The organism is Bacillus sp. TL12 (assembly GCF_022625245.1).
Lineage (GTDB): Bacteria > Bacillota > Bacilli > Bacillales > Bacillaceae_G > Bacillus_A.
This window is the reverse complement of record NZ_JAJJBY010000036.1, coordinates 26,086-48,566: the sequence shown is the minus strand read 5'-3', so window position 1 is coordinate 48,566 and position 22,481 is coordinate 26,086. Positions and strand designations below refer to the sequence as shown.

At 35.1% G+C, this 22,481-nt stretch carries 17 protein-coding genes and 2 pseudogenes; 15 read left to right on the top strand and 4 right to left on the bottom strand.

Annotation, left to right across the window (positions count from 1 at the left end; genetic code table 11):
- The first annotated feature begins 268 nt into the window (after positions 1-268).
- Positions 269-1,183, top strand: coding sequence for a peptidoglycan-binding domain-containing protein (locus LOK41_RS23390; RefSeq protein WP_241818504.1), 915 nt, complete (start codon positions 269-271; stop codon positions 1,181-1,183).
- 719 nt (positions 1,184-1,902) lie between these two features.
- A complete protein-coding gene (locus tag LOK41_RS23385) occupies positions 1,903-3,375 on the top strand; it encodes a WD40/YVTN/BNR-like repeat-containing protein (RefSeq protein WP_241818503.1) in 1,473 nt (490 codons plus the stop codon).
- A 210-nt stretch (positions 3,376-3,585) separates the two neighbouring features.
- On the opposite strand, the gene LOK41_RS23380 is transcribed toward LOK41_RS23385, so the two are convergent.
- Positions 3,586-5,031 carry a L,D-transpeptidase family protein gene (locus LOK41_RS23380; RefSeq protein WP_241818502.1) on the bottom strand — a complete coding sequence of 482 codons (1,446 nt, stop codon included), beginning with the start codon at positions 5,029-5,031 and terminating at the stop codon, positions 3,586-3,588.
- 196 nt (positions 5,032-5,227) lie between these two features.
- Here LOK41_RS23380 and LOK41_RS29345 point away from each other — a divergent pair.
- A pseudogene (locus tag LOK41_RS29345) lies at positions 5,228-5,326 on the top strand (DnaD domain-containing protein); the annotation flags it as partial.
- Between the two features lie 224 nt (positions 5,327-5,550).
- Positions 5,551-6,288, top strand: a complete 738-nt coding sequence (truA, locus tag LOK41_RS23375; protein ID WP_241818501.1) for a tRNA pseudouridine(38-40) synthase TruA — start codon at positions 5,551-5,553, stop codon at positions 6,286-6,288.
- A gap of 113 nt (positions 6,289-6,401) precedes the next feature.
- On the opposite strand, the gene LOK41_RS23370 is transcribed toward truA, so the two are convergent.
- Positions 6,402-7,808, bottom strand: a complete 1,407-nt coding sequence (locus tag LOK41_RS23370; RefSeq protein WP_241818500.1) for a sigma-54 interaction domain-containing protein — start codon at positions 7,806-7,808, stop codon at positions 6,402-6,404.
- Between the two features lie 302 nt (positions 7,809-8,110).
- On the opposite strand from LOK41_RS23370, the gene LOK41_RS23365 reads away from it, so the two are divergent.
- From LOK41_RS23365 to LOK41_RS23340, 6 genes and pseudogenes are all read left to right on the top strand, one after another.
- The gene (locus LOK41_RS23365; RefSeq protein ID WP_174102935.1) at positions 8,111-8,365 is read left to right on the top strand and encodes a biotin/lipoyl attachment domain-containing protein; all 255 of its coding nucleotides are present in this window, start codon (positions 8,111-8,113) and stop codon (positions 8,363-8,365) included.
- A gap of 211 nt (positions 8,366-8,576) precedes the next feature.
- Entirely contained in the window at positions 8,577-9,998 is a 1,422-nt protein-coding gene (locus tag LOK41_RS23360) for an amino acid permease (protein WP_241818499.1), read from the top strand.
- 110 nt (positions 9,999-10,108) lie between these two features.
- Positions 10,109-11,383 carry an acetylornithine deacetylase gene (locus LOK41_RS23355; RefSeq protein WP_241818498.1) on the top strand — a complete coding sequence of 425 codons (1,275 nt, stop codon included), beginning with the start codon at positions 10,109-10,111 and terminating at the stop codon, positions 11,381-11,383.
- Between the two features lie 161 nt (positions 11,384-11,544).
- On the top strand, positions 11,545-12,459 hold the full coding sequence (locus LOK41_RS23350) for a tetratricopeptide repeat protein (RefSeq protein ID WP_241818497.1): 915 nt from the start codon (positions 11,545-11,547) through the stop codon (positions 12,457-12,459).
- 1 nt (position 12,460) lies between these two features.
- Positions 12,461-12,613: pseudogene (locus LOK41_RS23345) on the top strand (sporulation membrane protein YtaF); the annotation flags it as partial.
- Between the two features lie 115 nt (positions 12,614-12,728).
- Positions 12,729-12,887, top strand: a complete 159-nt coding sequence (locus LOK41_RS23340; RefSeq protein ID WP_000532411.1) for a hypothetical protein — start codon at positions 12,729-12,731, stop codon at positions 12,885-12,887.
- Between the two features lie 21 nt (positions 12,888-12,908).
- Here LOK41_RS23340 and LOK41_RS23335 read toward each other — a convergent pair whose 3' ends face one another.
- Positions 12,909-13,250 carry a DUF3969 family protein gene (locus LOK41_RS23335; RefSeq protein ID WP_174102938.1) on the bottom strand — a complete coding sequence of 114 codons (342 nt, stop codon included), beginning with the start codon at positions 13,248-13,250 and terminating at the stop codon, positions 12,909-12,911.
- A gap of 176 nt (positions 13,251-13,426) precedes the next feature.
- Positions 13,427-14,356: a glutaminase A gene (gene glsA / locus LOK41_RS23330; protein WP_241818496.1), complete on the bottom strand. Its 930-nt coding sequence runs from the start codon at positions 14,354-14,356 to the stop codon at positions 13,427-13,429.
- 479 nt (positions 14,357-14,835) lie between these two features.
- Between glsA and nagE the strand changes: the two genes are divergently transcribed.
- From nagE to pflA, 5 genes are all read left to right on the top strand, one after another.
- Complete coding sequence (nagE, locus tag LOK41_RS23325; protein WP_241818495.1) at positions 14,836-16,329, top strand: N-acetylglucosamine-specific PTS transporter subunit IIBC; 1,494 nt, start codon at positions 14,836-14,838, stop codon at positions 16,327-16,329.
- Positions 16,330-16,580: 251 nt separating this feature from the next.
- Positions 16,581-17,801 carry a serine hydrolase domain-containing protein gene (locus tag LOK41_RS23320; protein ID WP_241818494.1) on the top strand — a complete coding sequence of 407 codons (1,221 nt, stop codon included), beginning with the start codon at positions 16,581-16,583 and terminating at the stop codon, positions 17,799-17,801.
- Between the two features lie 91 nt (positions 17,802-17,892).
- Entirely contained in the window at positions 17,893-18,708 is an 816-nt protein-coding gene (locus LOK41_RS23315; RefSeq protein ID WP_241818493.1) for a sugar ABC transporter ATP-binding protein, read from the top strand.
- A gap of 415 nt (positions 18,709-19,123) precedes the next feature.
- Complete coding sequence (gene pflB / locus LOK41_RS23310; protein WP_241818492.1) at positions 19,124-21,373, top strand: formate C-acetyltransferase; 2,250 nt, start codon at positions 19,124-19,126, stop codon at positions 21,371-21,373.
- A gap of 66 nt (positions 21,374-21,439) precedes the next feature.
- The gene (gene pflA, locus LOK41_RS23305) at positions 21,440-22,171 is read left to right on the top strand and encodes a pyruvate formate-lyase-activating protein (RefSeq protein WP_241818491.1); all 732 of its coding nucleotides are present in this window, start codon (positions 21,440-21,442) and stop codon (positions 22,169-22,171) included.
- Positions 22,172-22,481 lie beyond the last annotated feature (310 nt).

Genomic DNA, 22,481 nt, shown 5'->3' with positions numbered 1-22,481 from the left:
TATATATGAGGTTCTCTTTTTTTTATTGAAAACATGTCTGAGAGTAAGAGGGGAAATTTGGTTTGAAATCATCGGAAGTTTCACATAATAAAACAAAAATATTGGGGGAAAGTAATTTTGTCTTAGATTAAAATTTAAATTTAAGGATGGTGTATTGAATGAAAAAGTGGAAATCAAAAATTAGTTCTCGTAAAAAAAGGCTAATATAGGTAGGATTTTAGGAAAGAGTATCGGCACTTTTGTGTTAGCTCTCATACTGTTGATATCAATGTCAACAGTAAGTTTGGCTGTTGGTAAAGGAGGACATGGGCCGGATGTTTATGTGATTCAAGGAATGTTGAAATCACTGGGTAGTTACTCAGGTAATATTAATGGTGACTATGATAGTGCCACAGTCAGAGGAGTTAAATATTTTCAAAAACAACATGGGCTACCTGAAACAGGTTCAGTAGATAGTCGCACGTTACAATCAATCATTTATTCTTATTCAAATCTGAAATCACCTTTGCACCCTGGTGGGAAAGGTCCGGGAGCAGGTGAGGGTCCAGGAGCAGGTAAAGGTCCAGGAGCAGGCAAAGGTCCAGGAGCAGGTGAGGGTCCAGGAGCAGGTAAAGGTCCAGGAGCAGGTGAGGGTCCAGGAGCAGGTAAAGGTCCAGGAGCAGGTGAAGGTCCAGGAGCAGGCAAAGGTCCAGGAGCAGGTGAAGGTCCAGGAGCAGGTGAAGGTCCAGGAGCAGGTAAAGGTCCAGGAGCAGGTGAAGGTCCAGGAGCAGGCAAAGGTCCAGGAGCAGGTGAAGGTCCAGGAGCAGGCAAAGGTCCAGGAGCAGGCAAAGGTCCAGGAGTAGGTGAAGGTCCAGGAGCAGGCAAAGGTCCAGGAGTAGGTGAAGGTCCAGGAGCAGGTGAAGGTCCAGGGGCAGGCAAAGGTCCAGGAGCAGGTAAAGGTCCGGGAGCAGATGAAGGTCCAGGAAAAGCTAAAGAGCCGGTGAAAGAACCAAGCAAAGAGCCAGTGAAAGAACCAAGCAAAGAGCCAGTGAAAGAACCAAGCAAAGAGCCAGTGAAAGAACCAAGCAAAGAGCCAGTGAAAGAACCAAGCAAAGAGCCAGTGAAAGAACCAAGCAAAGAACCAGTGAAAGAACCAAGCAAAGAACCAAACAAAGAACCAAACAAAGAACCATCTGGACAATAACACTTAGATTGTTCTTCATTACTATTTAATACAAATGTAACAGTGAGCAAGAGCCTTCATAGTAGAGAGGCTCTTGCTTATCGACTAGCAATTTATGTTGCAAATAAACTCTATACATACGGAATGTACCTCGCTACTACTATTTTTAAAAGAAGACAACTAACACTTCTTTTAAAACAATGAGGGCCGCTTTTTGCGGTTAAGTAATGAATTTAAAGTGTAAATCGGCTTTAGAAGTGAGCACAATAGGCTGGCATTAATATCGAGGATTCATTCAAAAAACAAAAAGGATTAGATGAGATGTCTAAGCATTGTAACCTTTAAAAAAATATTAGAACGGCGTTAGAAAATCATGGCTATAAAAATTTTTATATTAACGCCAGAACGGCTAGATGGTAGGCACTCTAAAGTACCTCATTTAGATGCGTTACGGAGAACCGCATCATAAGTATAAGTAGCCGATAGTGATTTGATTTTAAAAGCGAATTGTTTATTTTAGGCCTATCGGAATAATTTTAATAAAAATTAGAATTAAGAAATTAGCACTGATCTTTGTGTATGATGGAGTGCTTTTTTATTTTTTTCATTACTATATCAATTCCGATTACTTTAATTTTAATTCGCATGTAATTAAATAATATGCTGATTAAAGGAGTATACAAATATTGGGTGGAACGAAGTATACTCAATATAGATAAAGATAAGCAATTTAATTAGGAGTGATTTTTATATTTAGGAAAAATGCAAAAAGGATACTTATATCATTATTAACAAACCCAATATTAATAATTGGATACTGGATTTTTTGTTATGAGTTAGCTTTATTCTGTATGTACGGAAGAATGAATTATAATATTTATATTTTATTATTATGTATAGTATTTTTTATATCTATCATTACATTTACTACAATGAAAATTATAAAAGATAGAGAATATGAATCTAAAAAATTTACTAATTTAACTACATGGAAATACATTTCTATTATCATTATTGTTGTAATCACATCATTTTATGGGGTACAAATTTATAAAAGTGCAACAAATTATAATGGCAAACTTGCATGGTTCATAGAAAGGTTAAAACATGAAAGATCAATTAAATTTAAACATAATAATATATATGAATATGGAGTAGAAGGTATTTTTGAAGATATAAATAAAAAATATCCTTTGCCAAAGAAATTATATATGGCAACTGATTTTGATCTTACATTTCGTTCAGATGGAACAATCACAGCGTTTGATACATTTGTTTATGGGAAAAATGCTGATGGGAAAGAGGAAACTTATTTAATAGCTTATGATAAGAAGAAGTCAAAAGATATTACTGTAATACAAGATGGGTATGCAAATCCTGATTATGATGATGATAAACTAGTAGAACCTCTAATTAAAACGGTTAAGGCTATTCCAGTTAAGCGAACAGTTAGTAAGTGGAATGAAAGTAAGTATGGATTGATTTATTACGGGAAAAGGGATTGGGGATACAATACAGAGGGAATTATTAATATTAATGAGGATGGTAAGGAGCATAAACTTGAAGAAGCAGTTTCTGAAATCATTGGATATACTGTATCTATATTCGTCCCTGGAAAAGAGAAAGAGTTAGTACCTGCTAGATATAACTTAATAGGTGACCCAAATTGGAGTAAACCAAACAGTAATTCAAATCAAAAGAGCTCCAAAGAGAAGGGTGTAACGAATAACAAGGAACAGTTTTTCCTATCGAAAGAAGTTGGTTATAAACTAAGTATTACAGATAAAGCATTAGGTAGTGCTTTTTACTCGCTAAGCAAGACGATTGATGGAGGTAAAACATGGGAGGTTATAAATACAGACCCATTCATCGGAGGAATTGGTAGTGTATCAGGAATAACTTTTATAAATGATAAACTTGGATTTTTAGGAGCAATCCACACTTCTAGTACTAACGGAGATTTATACCGTACAGATGATGGGGGCATATCTTTTAAAAAGGTAAGTTATACACCTCATGAAGTAAAGTTAGATAGTGGACAGTCTATAAGTCCTTTTGATTCTCCTGGTATGCCTTATGAGAAAGATGGAGTTTTTAATATGTTAGTTGGACAAGGAGCAGATGGAGATTATAATGGCGGTAGTAGCGCACTTTATCAATCGAAAGATAAAGGAGAGACATGGGAATATATATGGGAAGTTAAAAAAAGTTAGAGTTAGTACTAAGGTTAAATAAAATGTTCACCGTTGCAGGTGTAACGGTGAACAATACTATGAGTAAATAGGTTTTAAGTATATAACTGTTTTTCCCCCTGCACAGGAGAAGTACAGAACATAAATAATAAAAACAAAGAAGCAGAAAATTACTTAGGATTTCTTGCTTCTTTATTTTTATAAAGAAAATACTTGAGATACTGCTATTTGTTAGTACACGATAACGGGTTCATAAGTACTGAGATTATCATATACGGTTTTAGCAATGCTAGGAGGGAGATTGACACATCCGCCCGAACCGCCCGTTAGATAGGCATTATTTGCCCAATTTGTCCGCCAGCCGGCATCGTGGAACCCTTGTCCGCTGTTTGTGAACGGAGCCCAGTAATCCACTTTAACGGAATAATCAGGTTTACCTACTGCGCTGCCTTTGAGTGTGTACGGTGATCGTTTATAGAGGATATACCACACACCCGGTGATGTATCTTCACTTGTGCTATGTTTACCAGTTACTACATTCGTTGAGACTGCCAATTTTCCATCTTTGTAAATCCAAATTTGCTGTTCTGCAATCGACACTTCCGCATACGTGTCTCCAATGCCATTATTTGCTGTTGTTTCATAACCGATGCCTTCTTTATTCCAGCCATTTCCGTAAATATTAGAAGCGGAAAGCGATTTTTCCCCTTTTTCGAAGGCTTCTTGGATTCGTTTTACTTCTTTTTCAACATTTATTGCCCAGCCATAGCCTTGTCCTTTTACCGATATGACCGAACCAGAATGGGTTTTAAATGTGAAGTCTTTATTTAATGTTGATTTAGAATTATTAATTTCAGCAATCTTGTTCTTAATGTCGCTCGCGTCGATTGTAACTTTCATATCCTTTGACATAGAGGCATTTTTAATTAGATCTTTAGCTTTTAAAGAGTAAACTTCATTTTGTACCTTATAATCAATGGTTTGTTGAAGAAGATCTTGTAATGCTTTCTCCTCTTTTTTTACAATCGGATTGTTTTCTTTAATAGGCTGTATGTATACAGGGGTTAAATGGATTTCACTTTTATACTTTTTCTTGTCGTAATCCTTTAATAGACTAGCAACATCATACTGTTCTCCGTCAACGCTTTTTGAGATGAAAGCCTTGCCCTGTTCGAGCTTCGCCATAGCATCTTGAGGCGCTTTTAAACCTTTATTCATAGAGATGAGTTTTTCTTCTACAATTTTTTTCATCGTTTCGCTTCGATACTGATTCGCCTTTTCCGGTAGCAGTGAATAATTTTTTTCCTTTGAGGAAGGAAAAAATGTCCACTGGCTTTTTAATAGCTTCTTAATTTGAGGCAAATCTTTTTCCGTAAGTTCCGTTTGCGTATCTTTTTCATCTAAAATTTGTTGTTGGCCGACATAGACCTTGTTTTCTAATCCAGATGTTTTTAATTTCTGCATTACCTGATCAGTAGTTAGACCGCCGACTTTTGTATCATTAATCGTAACCTGTGAATTGAAACGAGTTGCCTGATAATAACTCATTCCCCCAATTAGGAGTGCAAGTATAACGAAGCCACCCGTTGTGACAAACTTCCAATTTTTAAAACGCTTGCTTGAGTTTGCTCGTTTTCTATCAACTTTTTCAACTGATTCATTTATTGTGTTGTTCATAAATATTCCCTCCACATATCTAATATAATCCCGGTATCAACGTCAACCGACTGTAAACTAGTGTTTTGCATCCAAAACCATTGATTAGTTTACCTTATTATTCTTAAATTTTCACTACCTTTTACCAGGTTTTATAGTGTTGAGTCGGTCAAATTTGGATGTTTGTCAATAGAATGAACGTGTTAATAACCAGTAGACCAAGAGGTTTCTAAAGGAGTGCGAAGAGTGGGAGAAAAATGTACAGCATAAAGAAGAGTTGCAGAAGTTCTTGCAGGAACATGGATCGCGTTCGTGAACTAGATTGTACACTATTGATTTAATATGTATAGTCTATGCGCATAATACATTGGCAGAAGTAGACACTAAATGAGCTCTCTTGTGTTACTATGAGAAGAAGATTACGAAAAACATCATAGAGTGCTTAGAATTTTTGTTTTATGTAACGGAAAAAGAAAGGCGGTGAGTCTGTTAATAAAAACATGAATAGGCAAATGTCTATGTTTTTAATAGCAGAAAACAATGAACAACTACAAATTAACAATTCAATATGACGGCGGCCGCTATAAGGGATGGCAGCGCCTTGGGAATAACGATAATACCATTCAAGGAAAAATCGAAAGTGTATTATCAGAAATGATTGGACAAGAAATAGAAATCATTGGTTGCAGTAGAACAGATGCAGGAGTACATGCCCTGAATCAAGTCGCTAACTTTAAGGTTGATGAAAAACTAGCAGAAACGAAAGTGAAAAAGTATTTAAATCAATACGTACCAAACGATATTAGTATCACGGATGTGGAGCAAGTTCCTGAACGTTTCCATGCTCGCTACAACTCAAAAGCGAAAACGTATTTATATAAGATTTGGAATGAGGAACATACGAATCCATTTATGCGTAAATACAGCATGCACGTTTCAAAAAAGTTAAATATTGAAAGTATGCAAAAAGCAGCTCAATATTTAATTGGTTCACATGATTTTACTGCTTTTTCAAACGCTAAATCAAAGAAAAAGTCGATGGTTCGGGAAGTATATATGCTTGATGTCGCAGAAAGTGAAGGTTTTATCCAAATTAGAGTGAGCGGAAATGGATTTCTTCATAATATGGTGAGAAAGATTGTTGGGGCTTTAGTAGAAGTTGGCTTAGGTCAGTTAGATGCAGATGCGATCCCGCAAATTTTAGCAGCGAAACAACGAAATCAAATTAACTGTCTTGCGGATGCGAGTGGATTGTATTTGGAGAAGGTAGATTTTTAGATAATTTGGTAGTTGATATAGATATAAATCAAAAAGGAAGGGGGAACAACCCTTCCTTTTTTTGAGTGTACTTATAGAAATTGTAAAGAAATCAAGATGATATATAGGTCTTCTTAGCTGTTTAAATTATATTTTTTTAATCGATATTGCAGGTTTTGCCTACTGAGCCCTAAAAATTTTGCTGTTTGTGAGATATTACCTTTATTTTCTTTAAGAATTTGATAGATGTATTCTTTTTCTATTTCTTTCATTGTGTATTTTAAAGGTTTAGGCGTATCATCTGTATTCTGATTAGTTAGCGATGGGTGGACTTCAAATTCTCTTTTGGTTAGATCATAAAAGCGTTTAGGTATATGGAACGTTGTAATGAATTCTTCATCTTCTATTAAGTTCATAGAGCCTTCAATCATATGTTCTAACTCCCTTACATTACCAGGCCAATCGTAGTTATAAAAGCAGTCTTGGACGTTTGAATCTATCCCTTTTACTTTTAAGCCAAATTCGATATTATATTTTTCAATAAAATGATGAACAAGCATGGGGACATCTTCTTTTCGCTCTCTTAGAGGTGGTAAAAATAAAGTTACAACGCTTAATCGATAATATAGGTCTCTCCTTAATCGATTGTGAGTTATGGCTTCAACAGGATCCTCATTAATGGTTGCTATGATTCGGACGTCTACTTCTTTTTCTTGTGCTCCTCCGACTCTTCGTATTGTTTTATCTTGTATAGCACGCAATAATTTAGCTTGAAGAGCTGGACTTAATGAGTTAATTTCATCTAGCAATAAAGTCCCGCCATTAGCTTCTTCAAATAAACCAGGTTTATCTATTGCACCTGTAAAAGCGCCTTTGTTCGTTCCGAATAACAGACTTTCCATTAGGGTCTCTGGTATAGCAGCGCAATTTTGTGAGATAAAAGGTTTTGTTGAACGATGACTTTCATTATGAATACTTTGCGCAAATAATTCTTTCCCAGTTCCTGTTTCTCCTACGATAAGTATGGAGGAGGATGTACGTGTGACTTTTTTTGCTTCTGTAATAATCGAGTGAGTTGCTCTAGAATTACCTATTATATGATTAAAGGTAAACTTAGTATTTTGCCTTCGAGTAAGACTTGTTTTCATCATTGACTTTAATTGGGTAATGTCTTTTGAAATTTCAACAGCACCTTTGATTTTTCCATTTTCTATTATAGGGAAGGTATCATTAATTGTTGTAATCTCTTTTCCTTTATTATTAAAATAAGTCTGTTTTACGTTTTTTTTAGTTTTTCCGAGTTTTAGTGCTTCTATAAGAGTGCTAGTTTGATTCTCTTCAAATACAAATACCTCTAAAGGATTTTTGTATAGTATGTCTTTACGATCCATCGATTCGATTTCCATCATTTTCTGATTGTAGACTACCGTTTTACTTTCCTCATTAATAATATGGATCCCAATATCAAGTTCATTGAGTAAATTTTCATATAGCATATTCATCTCAACTAATTTTTTGAAATTGATTTCTTCTGTATGCATGTATCATCTTCTCCTTGTTATACCCTATGAAGACTGACTTTTTATAATTTTATTAAAATTTCATCAAAAGCGCAAAAATTTTTGCGCTTTTTCCGATTAAAAACTTAAAAATGTTAGAAAAAATTTTGCACTTATTAAGTTTTTTTGTAAACATCTCTAATTTTACAAGGGAATTGAAGTTGGTATGCATTTTGCATTCATAGTAAATGAAAGCTCTAAATTAAAAGACTAGGGGTGAATTGAAAGTTTTATAAAGTGTATAACTTTTTAGCAACATTTAATAAGAAAGAGGAGGTTACAAAATGAAGGCAGTTATAGAAAACGTATACAGTCCTTGTTATGGGAAAGTAGAGAAATTATTTGTTACTGAAAGTTCTTATGTATATGAGTGGGAGAAGTTAGCGTTAATTGAAACAATAGATAAAGAGAAAGTAGAAATTAAAGTAGGAATCAGTGGTGATATCGTATTGTTAGAAGTGGAAGAGGGACAAAGTATTACCAATAAAACACGATTAATAGCAGTAAGAGATGACATGTTAATAACAGGTAGTGATTAATACAAGCTATGGGAATTATGTACTAGTTCCTAGCACTCTTCTAAACAATTATTTTCATTTATGAAAATGCCAATTAAATCATAAGAAGGGTTACTAAATGATTATTGTATTACGGTTCATCTCTGGTGTGTAGTAAAAGTGGAGTTATTATTTTTATATTTTAAAGCGTTTACATTAATGCATTCTTGTAAAAACAAAAGGGGGGATTTATATGACAAATCAAAACCAGGAATTAAAACGGGAGTTGAAAAGTCGACATTTATTTATGATTGCACTTGGAGGAGTAATTGGTACCGGGCTTTTTTTAGGATCCGGTTATACCATCCATGAAGCTGGTCCTGGAGGAGCGATTGTAGCTTATCTTGTTGGAGGATTTGTTATGTATTTAACGATGCTCTGTCTTGGAGAGTTGGCGGTTGCTATGCCTGATGCAGGGTCTTATCAAACATATGCTACAAAGCATATTTCACCTGCGGTAGGCTATGTAGTGGGATGGATGTCATGGTTAAACTGGTCCGCTACGATAGGGATTGAGTTGATAGCAGTTAGTATCTTAATGAAACGTTGGTTTCCAGATGTATCATCGTGGATTTGGTGCGTAGTTTTTGCCGTTCTACTTTTTGCTATTAATGCGTTATCTTCAAGAAGTTTTGCAGAGGTCGAGTTTTGGTTTGCAAGTATTAAAGTAATTACAATTGTTGCATTTATTATTTTAGGCGGGGCAGCTATGTTTGGTTTCCTAGATATGAAAGGGAATGAACCGGCGCCAATGTTTTCTAGCTTTACTGATTACGGAGGGCTGTTTCCAAATGGGCTAACAGCTATTTTAATTACAATGATTGCAGTTAATTTTTCCTTTCAGGGAACAGAATTAGTTGGTATCGCGGCTGGAGAGAGTGAGAACCCAGAGAAAACCATTCCAAAAGCTATTAATAATACAGTTTGGCGTATACTCGTTTTCTTTGTACTTTCCATTTTTATACTTGCGGGGCTATTCCCTTGGCAACAAGCAGGAGTGATAGAAAGTCCATTCGTAGTTGTATTTGATAAAATTGGTATCCCTTATGCAGCAGATATTATAAATTTCGTTATTATTACCGCGGTACTATCAGTGGCGAATTCTGGATTATATGCAACTTCTCGTATGCTATGGTCTATGTCTAATCAAGGAATGATTAGTCCGATTTTTGGTAAGTTATCGAAAAAAGGTGTTCCAATTTATGCATTAATTGTAAGTACTATTGTAGGTTGTCTCTCTTTATTATGTGGTATTTATGCAGAGGATACAGTTTATTTATGGCTTCTCTCCATTGCGGGATTCGGTGCAATATTAGTCTGGGCATCTATCGCTTTATCTAATCTTTTGGCTAGAAGAACATACATAAAGCAAGGAGGGGATATTAAGGACTTAAAATTTAAAACCCCATTGTATCCATTTGTCCCACTTCTTGCTTTAGTATTAAACTTAACGGTAATTGTTAGTATGGCATTTATTCCGGAACAACGAATGGCACTGTATTGTGGTATTCCATTTATGATTGTCTGTTTGCTATTTTATCGGATTACAACAAATAAGAAAAAGGCTATGGAACGTATTGAAAAGACGAATACAACAGAAGCGCAAAGTTTGTGATGAGATTCATCTTAAGTTATGGATTATTAGAGACTGTTAAATTGTAAACAGTCTCTTTTTTTGTAAAAATAAAAGCTGAAACATACTATGTATGCAAAGGGGAATTTGTAATGAATGAGGCAGTCTCACAGCTACTAGAACAAATCGATTTAAGGAAAGAGGAACTATTAGAACTTATAAAAACATTAATCCGTTTTGAAACACCAGCACCACCAGCAAGAAATACAAGTGAAGCACAGCAATTTGTCGCTGATTTTTTTATGAAACGTGATTTTATAATTGATAAATGGGATGTCTATCCGAATGATCCGAATGTTGTTGGTGTAAAAAAGGGGACAGCTAGTGATTCGCACAAAAGTTTAATTATTAATGGGCATATGGACGTGGCAGAAATATCAGTGGATGAGAACTGGGAAACGAGCCCTTTTGAACCATTTGTGAAAGATGAATGGCTAGTTGGGCGTGGTGCAGCTGATATGAAAGGTGGATTAGCTGGTGCCTTATTTGCGATCCAGCTTTTACAAGAAGCAGGAATTGAATTGCCTGGGGATTTAATCTTTCAGTCGGTAATTGGAGAAGAAGTCGGAGAAGCAGGAACACTTCAATGTTGTAAGCGAGGTTATAACGCGGATTTTGCAGTCGTTGTGGATACGAGTGATTTACATATGCAAGGTCAAGGTGGCGTTATTACAGGGTGGATTACAGTAAAAAGTCTGCAAACATTTCATGATGCAACGCGTAGACAAATGATTCATGCTGGTGGCCGCCTATTTGGAGCAAGTGCAATTGAAAAAATGATGAAAATTGTGCAAGGTTTGCAAGAGTTAGAAAGGCACTGGGCGGTAATGAAAACGTATGAAGGCTATCCATTTGGAACAACAACGATTAACCCAGCTGTTATTGAAGGTGGTCGTCATGCAGCGTTTGTTGCAGACGAGTGCAGACTCTGGATTACGGTACACTTCTATCCAAATGAAACACATGATCAGATTGCGAAAGAAATTGAAGAGTATATTGGTAGGGTGGCTATGGCTGATCCATGGCTTCGTGAAAATCCACCACAGTTTGAATGGGGCGGAGAATCGATGATTGTTGATCGTGGTGAAATATTTCCTTCATTAGAAGTAGAGAAGGAACATCCGGCAGTACATAAACTGGCTTCGATACATGAGTCTACGTTAAAGCGGAGTTCAGTTCTTGATATGTCCGCGACAGTAACAGATGGTGGATGGTTTAGCGAGTTTAATATTCCAGCTGTTATTTATGGACCTGGTACGTTAGAAGAAGCGCATTCTGTAAATGAAAAAGTTGAAATGAGTCAGTTAGTTGAGTTTACGAAAGTAATCACCGCTTTTATATACGAATGGTGTCATACACAAAAATAAGAGAATTTTAAGGTTTTGTTAATAAATTGCTAAGGTACGTCATGTAACATAAAAGTATCTGTCGTGGAATCGTACGAACGTTAATGTTTGTACGATTTTTTTATTACCCGAAAATATACAGATGTTAAAATAATGTGAAATATACAAAAGGGGAAATGTAAGTGAATTTGAATGAACTGGCAATTGAATTACTTGAGAAAAATGAATATGAAGAGTCGCTAAAATTGTTCAAAAAAGCCGTGCAAGTAGCAAGAAATGTTCAATCGTTAAACAACCTTGCTTGGATTTATATCTATGAAGAACAAGACACTGAAACCGCCTTTGAATTGATGAAAGAAGTTATAGAGATGAAGCCATCCTCGCATTTTTCATATAATCTTCTAGGGGAAATTTATATAAAGAAAAAAATGTGGGGGGATGCTTCTTCTATTTTGCTTCAGTCTATTACAATTCAGCCATCTATGGAAGCATACAAAAATTTAGGGATAGCGAATTATTATCTTAGAGAGTTAAAAGAAGCATCAGAATACTTGCTTATGGGTGCAAGTAACTCGGATTATTATATGTACGGTCATATTAAATGTTTGATTGAAATGGGGAATACAACAGAAGCGAAGCGTAAATTAGATTTGTTTTCAGAAGAAGATGAGAACTTTATAGGAGAAATTGAAGTTGCAGAATTATATATAGAAATGGGGTGTTTTAAAGAAGCAATTGTCTGGTTTGAAAAAGGTCGGAAAGTGTATTCGGATGAACCTCGTTGGATAAGCAGATATGTTTATTGCCTACTAAAAGTGAGTTCTTTAACATCCGCCCAAGAAATCATCGGTAAGGTAATCGAACAGACAAATGAACTCATTCAAGATGTTCTAGATGAGGAGTGTGATAAAGGATGGACAGAAAGTGATAAAGAAGAGCGTGTGAGTGAATTAATTTCTAATAAAGAAGAATATAATCATGTGATAGAGAAGATTATGTCTGGATATGTTCCACAAATAGAATTTGAAATACCAATCGCTACAGATTGTTATCTATTTGGATGTCAACGTCATAAACATCCTGGATATGAAGGATAACTTACTTACTATTATTTCTGGAATATTTAGTTTCGTTTGTATGAGCGGTTTTTCGTATATAGGGAAAAGATTTTTGGCGGAATACTTAGGGAGATGGGCAACAATTATTGCTGGGATTTTATTGATTCTAATCGGAATCGATCAATTGATGTAAAATGAGATTGAAAACAATATTTGAGTATTTCCACGGAAATATAACAAACCACTGCATATATCGACACGCTTAACTTCATACTAACAGTGATTTCTTTTTAGAAAGGGGTATGAATATGGGACGTGGTAAAGCGTTTGATCATAAGAAAAAAGGTCATGATCATCAGCCACCTAAAGGGGCGTTCATTCATAAAGATGTGAATGAGCATACGTTAGAAGAGGAAGAATTACCTGTTAATATTGAAACGTATAAAAATAGCTTAAAGAAACATTAAAGCACCTATATAGGTGCTTTTTTAGCGTATATCTTCAATTAGCTGTTGTGATTCTTCATACATTTCATATTCACCAAGCGCTTGAATACAACGCCATTTTAACTCTTCAATACTTGGTTCAAGTTCTTCGGGGAGGACATGATGAATGTCTTCAAGCCCCATGCCAAAATGAATAAGCTCTAGAACTTGATCATCAATATTTCGATCCATTAATAATTCCAATACTTCTAAATTGAATATGTATCGATAAGCTTCATCGGGGGAAACAACTTTCAGTTTTAAGCTTTCTACAATACTAAGTATAAAAAGAAGAATTGTTTTCTCTAGGACAGGTTGTTCCTCCATTTGAAAAATGAGTTTCATTTCTTTTACACCTCCACCGTATAGCGTTAGGTTGTACTATATTATTCGGGAAGGGGGAGCAAATATGCATAATAAAAAAAGTTATCCTATCGAAGTGGGGGAGGATAACTTTTTTATTTGTTGGAATTTGAAATTCACTTATAAATAATGCCGAAAATTATCATTAGGACCCCTTTTTAAAAAATGCTCCAACCTTCTTGAGCAGAAAGCAATTCTAATATTTTAAATCCAGCAATACTATTTCCATTTGCATCTAGAGCTGGTCCGAAAATACCGATTCCCATTTCTCCTTTTACACAACCGAAAATTCCACCAGCGACACCGCTTTTTGCGGGGATTCCAACACGAATCGCAAATTCTCCAGATTCATTGTACATGCCGCAAGTTACCATAAAGGTTTTACAAATTTTTGTGATATGTTTTGGGATAATTTGTTTTTTCTTATATGGATCGTAGCCATCCATTGCAAAGATTAAACCAATGCGTGCTAGATCAATGCAATTTACTTCAATTGCACATTGGCGTGTGTATAAGTCCATTAATTCTTCGATATTACCATCAATGATGCCGTTTTGCTTCATATAGTAGCAAAGAGATCGATTTAAGTAAGCAGTTTCTAGTTCAGAGATGGCTACTTTGGAAGAGTAGTTAATTGTAGGATTGTCTGTGATATCACGTACAAAGCGAAGAATTCGTTCCATCTTCTCTTCGTTACTATCTCCTGTAAGCATGCTTGTAATAGCTAACGCACCTGCGTTAATCATTGGATTAAGAGGTTTAGAAGGGCTAGTTGTTTCTAGTTTAATAATAGAATTAAATGGGTCACCAGTTGGTTCCATCCCAACTTTAGAGAATACATATTCTTCACCACAATCTAAAAGTGCAAGAGCGAGTGTGATTACCTTTGAAATACTTTGAAGAGTAAAAAGTGTCTGCGAGTTTCCAGCATGGACGTATTCGGTCTCTTTATGGTAGATAGCAATCCCTAAATCGTCTGGATTTGCATTTCCTAGTTCGGGGATATAGGTAGCAAGTTTCCCTTTTTTTGTATAGGGTTTTACTTGTTCTAGCAACTGTTGTAAGTTGTTTGTCTCGATGCACTGCATAATACCAACGCTCCTGTTCCTTTTTCACTAAGTTTACGTTTCCCAATAAACTCGGAAATAAATAATAACATGAAAAAGTGGAATGATAAAATGAAACTTCTGTCTTGAATACAAATTGAAAAATAGATATAAACCCTTTTTTAGGTGGGATAGAGGAGCCGGTTATGCATAGAAGCGGTTAGAGCTGTTCCATGCCAAGTAAAAATAAAGAAAGTAAACGAGTAAAGGCCATTTTTATTCTTTTCATAGCCACGATTTATCTAGGTTCTGTTATCTTATTTTTGATTTTATTTGTTAATAAGAAGGAGAAACTCCCTTTTATATAACAGTTTGAAAATAGAAAAGATATCCATAAAAAGTTCATAAATAAAAACTACACATCTATACAACTATATGTTATTATGATTATGTGATAGAAAGCGTTTTCTAAACGTATTTATAATGGTAACGATTTCATAAATTGAATAGGAGGAATTACAATGTTGCAGTTTTTACAACGTATTGGTAAAGCATTAATGCTTCCAATCGCAGTGCTACCAGCAGCAGGATTATTGCTTCGTTTAGGACAACCAGACGTGTTCGATATTCCTGTTATGGCACAGGCCGGTGCAGCAATCTTTGATAACTTAGCACTTATTTTTGCAATTGGTGTTGCAATCGGTTTGTCTGTTGATGGTAGTGGTGCCGCAGGTCTTGCTGGTGCAATTGGTTATTTAGTTATGAAGAATACAACTGATACATTAAGTAAAGGGTATTCTGCTGCAGAGCTAAATGATAAATTAAAGGGTGTTCAAGACTTATTAGGATCAGTTGATCCAAGTAAGTTAGCGGATACAATGACGAAAGTTTCAAAAGCGGCAGCGTTAACGCCAAAGATAAATATGGCCATACTAGGCGGTATTATCGCTGGGGTTGTTGCTGGATTATTATATAACAAGTTCCATAAAATCAAATTACCAGAATGGTTAGGGTTCTTTGCAGGAAAACGTTTTGTACCAATTATTACTTCTATCGTTATGCTTCTTCTAGGATTAGTATTCGGTCAAATTTGGCCAACAATCCAAAGTGGTATTGATACAGTAGCGCACGGCATTGTAAACTTAGATGCAATCGGTGCAGGGTTATTCGGTTTATTAAACCGTTTATTAATTCCAATTGGTTTACACCATGTAATGAACACATATTTCTGGTTTGTACTTGGTGACTTTACAAATGCAGCCGGCGATGTTGTTCATGGTGATATTGCACGCTTCTTTGCACAAGACCCATCAGCTGGTATGTTTATGACTGGTTTCTTCCCAATTATGATGTTCGGTTTACCAGCAGCATGTTTTGCAATGATTGCAGCAGCTAAACCAGAAAAACGTAAAATGGTTACAGGGATGTTAGGTGGGCTTGCTTTAACATCATTTTTAACTGGTATTACAGAACCAATTGAATTCTCATTCATGTTCTTATCACCAGTATTATACGGTATCCATGCTGTATTAACAGGTATTTCTTTATTTGTAACAACAACACTTGGCATTCACGATGGTTTCTCATTCAGTGCCGGTGCGATTGATTACTTCTTAAACTTCGGTATTGCAACAAAACCGTTATTATTAGCGGGAATTGGTTTAATTTATGCAGCAATTTACTTTGTAGTATTCTATTTCTTAATTAAGAAGTTCAACTTGAAAACTCCAGGTCGTGAAGATGACGATGAGTTAGCTGCAGAGGGAGACGCACCAGTAGCAGGTTCTATCGGTGAAACTTACGTGGCAGCATTAGGCGGAAAAGACAACTTAACAGTTATTGATAACTGTGCAACTCGCTTGCGTTTGCAAGTGAAAGATGCAAACTTAGTAAATGAGCCAGCATTAAAACGTGCCGGTGCAAAAGGTGTTATGAAATTAAGTAATACAAGCGTACAGGTTATCGTAGGTACAAACGTTGAGTCTGTCGCTGATGACATGAAGAAATATGTATAAATAATTAGATAAGAGGATATCCCTAAAGGCTGGATTAGACTAGTCTTTTAGAGGATATTCTCTTTTTTATATAGGGAATCTTACTTTTAAAAAAATTCTTTTCTTTTTTCAAACATATTGGTTGGTTATAATTTCATCACATGATAAAGTAAGAAAGGTATGAAATGGAATTTCCAATAGTTAGGGGAATTTAAAGGTTATATTTTTGTGAAGTGATTAAATTATTTGGTCAGTAAGGGGAAAAAAGAATCATGAATGAAGAAAAGGATAGTGCAAGTATGAAAGCTCGTAGACCGGTTACGTATATAAAAAGAACGAGCATTCTTATTGTATTGTTTTTGCTTGTATATTTCGTATATACAAAAATTATTGCACATACTAAAAAAGAGAATACGTTAAAAGCAACGACAGAAGTAAAGAAAGAAACCGAACAAAAACAATTAGAACAACCTCCAGAACAACCTCCAGAAGGCACGCAGCAAGCAAAGGCAGCGGAAAAACCTGTCGAAGGCCCGCCACAAGAAATTAACGAGAATACTGAGTTAGACAATTATTTAAAAGATAAAAATTTTAGTGGAACAGCAGTTGTTGTGAAAAATGGTAAAGTACTTTTGAATAAGGGTTACGGGATGGCAAATCAAGAGGGAAAAATACCGAATAATTCACAAACAACATTTTATATTGGTTCAATTTCAAAGGCATTTGTAGCTACAGCGATTATGCAGCTAAAAGATCAAAATAAACTTCAAACAGAAGATACAATAGCAAAATATATTCCTGATTTTCCGAGAGGTAACGAAGTAAAGTTAATTCATCTATTGACACACACATCGGGAATTCCTGAATATGAGGCAGGCGAAGGCGATATTTCTCACGAGGAATTGTTGAAGCGAATTGGGCAACAAAAACGTTTGTTTAATCCAGGTGAAAAATGGAAGTATTCGGATTCAAATTACTCAATACTTGGTTACATCGTTGAGAAAGTTAGCGGGCAACCGTTAGAAGAGTATATTAAACAACATATTTTTGATGTTGTAGGGATGAAACAATCAGGTTTCGGAACGGAATTAGAGAAAACAAAGTATCCTTCGACTGGTTACAAGGTTGTAAATAATAATATGACAGTTCCTGCTATTCCAAATATGTCACAATTATATGGAAATGGTGATATATATACGAGTGCAAATGATTTATATTTATTTAATGAAGCACTATTTTCTGGGAAGCTAATATCTAAAGAGAGCTATGATCAAATGTTTACAGCATTTAAAAAAGATTATGGATTTGGTTGGTATGTAAATCCGGGAAGTTACTCTAATCATGGTGTAATGCCTGGATGGAATTGCTTAAATGGATTTAGTAGAAGTGGGAATGTGTATGTTATTTTATTATCTAATATTCAAAATAATATTAAATCATTTGGTACGCTTAATAATGATATTTATACAATGCTACAGCATATTGAAGTGTAAGAGATTATCCTCTGGGGTAGTCTTTTTTTATGAGTTGAGGCAGAATCTATTTATTGAGATAATGAAAAAAATGGAAAGGGAGAAGGAGGTTATGAGTATTCATAAGCATCATGCGCGTAATGCGAGGCGAACTTTACTTTTAGCTATTATTGTATGGATTATTATTATGATTGGATGCGTAGTGGAATATCAAAATGGAACACTTCTTAGTTCGGAAAAGGGGATTCTAGAATTAATAAGTATTATGTTACCAGCGTGTATTCTATTGATTTATAGTTTGGTAGAAAAGAGCAGAGCTAAGAGGATAGAAAAGATTGTTCAAGGGAAAGAAATTTCCTTATTGTTGGAGCAAAGAAGATTTGTCGTTCGTAGGGAAACTAATTTTTTTACGGCAGTTACATACTTTGGGCTAGAGGGAAATACAATGGGGATGCTCGAAGAAAAATATGATTCTAAAATTCAAACGATATGGAAAAGTATCTTATCCTTTTTCTTTAAAGGAATGAATGAGCAACAATTTTATTTATTAAATGAATTAGGTGAAGAGCTGTTAGTAATTAAGAAGAAAAGAGGTGTACGGAATTCATATACATTTTATAGCATAATGGGAGAGAGAATCGGTGAATTCAATCAATTGTTAAGCTTAACAAAATGGGAGTGGAGCTTCCTATCATCTGAAGGAAAAGAAATCGGGAAAGTTACAGGAGATTTATCAGGTACATTACAAAAAGGAAAATGGCAAGATGGAACTTATATTGATGTGAAAGAAGACGGGATTCCGTTAGAAGCGGTTCAATATTTCTCTGCAAGTGGGGGATCACTTGTTACAGTATCTGTAGCGGAACATACAGAGTTACAGCGAGCGGTATATTACGCTGTGGCTGCAATTATAACTTTGAAAAATTAAAAAACATCTAAAACGTTATCCTCGTTATTCTAGATTAAGACTCAATTTAATCAGAAGTTATATCTCATTCATTATGAAAAGAAGTGTACCAAATAGGTACACTTCTTTCTATTCTGTTTTAGAAAAACTATAACAGAATAAGAGATAAGGGTATTACAGTTTAAAATGGGTATGACTCTTTATACCACAGAATAGGATTCGTTTATAAGGATACCAAAAAAATACAATTAAGGAAAGTCTTAATTTTAAAGAGTTAAAATTGAAGTTAATACTACGCGCATAGTAGTTTGCTCAACATTTCACAAATGTGTCACAACTATTCCGTTCGCTTTTTCAAAAAAGTAGTATTCTAAATGTGTAAGCTGTTATATAAAAAATCTTAGTCCTGTACTAATCAAAAATGGAGGAGATTAGGATGACTCAAGTATTAGAAAATGTAAAAAACGCATGGACAAACTTTAAAGGTGAAAAGTGGAAAGCAGAGATTGATGTTCGCGATTTCATTTTAAATAATGTAAACGTTTTCGAAGGGGACGAATCTTTCTTAACGGAAGCAACAGAAGCAACGAAACAACTTTGGGATCAAGTAATGGATTTAACGAAACAAGAACGTGATAATGGTGGCGTCCTTGATATGGATACAAGCATTGTTTCTTCTATTACATCTCATGGTCCTGGATATTTAAATAAAGATACTGAAAAAGTAGTTGGTTTCCAAACAGATAAACCATTTAAACGTTCTTTACAACCATACGGTGGTATTCGTATGGCAGAGCAAGCTTGTGAATCTTATGGATATGAAATGGACAAAGAATTAAGCCGTATTTTCAGAGATTGGCGTAAAACGCATAATCAAGGTGTATTCGATGCTTATACTCCTGAAATGAGAGCAGCTCGTAAATCTGGCGTTATTACGGGTCTTCCAGATGCATATGGCCGTGGACGTATTATTGGTGACTATCGCCGCGTAGCATTATATGGTGTTGATCGCTTAATAGAAGCGAAAAAAGAAGATTTAAATTTAACTGGTGGCGTAATGAGCGAAGATACAATGCGTTTACGCGAAGAGTTATCTGAGCAAATGCGTGCACTTCAAGAGTTAAAACAAATGGCAGCTTCTCATGGTTTTGATATTTCTAAACCAGCAACAAATGCACAAGAAGCATTCCAATGGTTATACTTCGCTTATCTTGCAGCAATTAAAGAACAAAACGGGGCAGCAATGAGCCTTGGACGTACTTCTACATTCTTAGATATCTTCATTGAAAGAGATATTGAAAATGGTACATTAACAGAAGAAGAAGCGCAAGAAATTGTTGATCACTTCATCATGAAATTACGTCTTGTAAAATTCGCAAGAACGCCTGATTACAATGAATTGTTCTCTGGTGATCCAACTTGGGTAACTGAATCTATCGGTGGTATTGCACTTGATGGTCGTCCATTAGTAACGAAAAACTCATTCCGTTTCTTGCACACATTAGATAACTTAGGACCAGCTCCAGAGCCAAACTTAACAGTTCTTTGGTCTAAACAATTACCACAGAACTTTAAAAACTACTGTGCGAAAATGTCTATTAAAACATCTGCAATTCAATATGAAAATGATGACATTATGCGCCCAGAGTATGGCGATGATTACGGTATTGCTTGTTGTGTGTCTGCAATGAGAATTGGTAAGCAAATGCAGTTCTTCGGAGCTCGTGCAAACTTAGCTAAGACACTACTATATGCAATTAATGGCGGTAAAGATGAAAAATCAAAAGAACAAATTGGACCTGAATTTGCACCTATCACTTCTGAAGTATTAGAGTACGAAGAAGTTATGCGTAAATTTGATATGACAATGGAATGGCTAGCAGGTTTATATTTAAACACATTAAATGTTATCCATTATATGCACGATAAATATAGTTATGAACGTATTGAAATGGCACTTCATGATACAAATGTTCTTCGTACAATGGCAACAGGTATCGCTGGCTTATCTGCAGTAGCTGACTCTTTAAGTGCAATTAAATACGCAAAAGTAAAACCAATTCGTGATGAAAATGGTATTGCAGTTGACTTCGAAATCGAAGGTGATTTCCCTAAATACGGTAACAATGATGATCGTGTAGATGAAATTGCAGTAGATCTTGTAAAAACATTTATGAACAAGCTTCGTAAACATAAAACATACCGTAATTCTGTTCATACAATGTCAATCTTAACTATTACATCTAACGTTGTATATGGTAAGAAAACAGGTAACACTCCAGACGGTCGTCGTACTGGTGAACCGTTTGCGCCAGGTGCAAACCCTATGCATGGACGCGATACAAAAGGTGCACTAGCATCACTATTATCTGTTGCAAAATTACCTTATGAAGATGCGCAAGATGGTATTTCTAATACATTCTCAATTATTCCAAAAGCGCTTGGTAAAGAAGATGATGTACAAGTTAAAAACTTAGTATCTATGCTTGATGGATATGCGGTTAAAGAAGGACATCACTTAAATATTAACGTATTTAACCGTGAAACATTAATGGATGCAATGGAACATCCTGAAAAATATCCACAATTAACAATTCGTGTATCTGGTTACGCAGTTAACTTCATTAAATTAACTCGTGAACAACAAATCGATGTAATTAACCGTACAATGCATGAAAGTATGTAAGTAAAAAGTTTCCCTCTGTTTTTATAAACACAGAGGGAGGCTGTTTCAATAGAGGAGGAAGTTAACATGGTAAAAGGAAGAATTCATTCTGTAGAGTCTTGTGGTACTGTTGATGGCCCAGGAATTCGTTATGTCATATTTACACAAGGGTGTCTATTACGCTGCCAATATTGTCATAATGCTGATACGTGGGAAATTGGTAAAGGAAAAGAAATAACAGTTGAAGAAGTGATGCAGGATGTTACATGTTACCTTCCCTTTATTGAAGCTTCCGGAGGTGGCATCACAGTGAGTGGTGGGGAACCTTTACTGCAGTTAGATTTTTTAATTGAGTTATTTAAGAAATGTAAAGAAATCGGAATTCATACGACAATTGATTCTTCAGGCGGTTGCTATTCTGAAGAAACAGAGTTCCAAAGAAAACTAGATATTTTAATGGACTATACAGACTTAGTATTATTAGATTTAAAACATATCGATCCTAAAAAGCACCGTAAATTAACTGGTAAAACGAACGAACACATTTTACAATTTGCTCGTTATTTATCTGATAAACAAAAACCAATTTGGGTAAGACACGTATTAGTTCCAGGTGTTACTGATAGTGAAGAAGATTTGCAAAGATTATCTAACTTCATTCAAAGTCTTTCTAACGTAAAGAAAGTAGAAGTCTTACCATATCACAAGCTTGGTGTATATAAATGGGAAGCACTTGGACATAAATATCCTCTTGAAGGTGTAGAACCTCCAACAGAAAAAAATGTTCAAAATGCAAAAAATATTTTACAAGCAGTCTAATCCAAATGGATTAGACTTTTTGTTTTCTTTTAATAAAATCTAGAGTATATCTAAAGAAAAGAGTATACTGAAAGTAGAATATCCATATTTTTGTAAAGAAATAAAAGGATAAATTTACATAATTGTAAAGGGAAAACCAAATAGTAACAAGAATTAAGAAGTAGCAGGGCGAGTATCATGAAGTATGATTATTTGTAAGTTATTGCGAAAGCTCTTATAGGAAAGTATAATATAAAGATATGAGCACAGATAGGATTAAGGGGTCAATCTTATATGCTTTGCATATCCACGACAGGTACATAGCTAACAT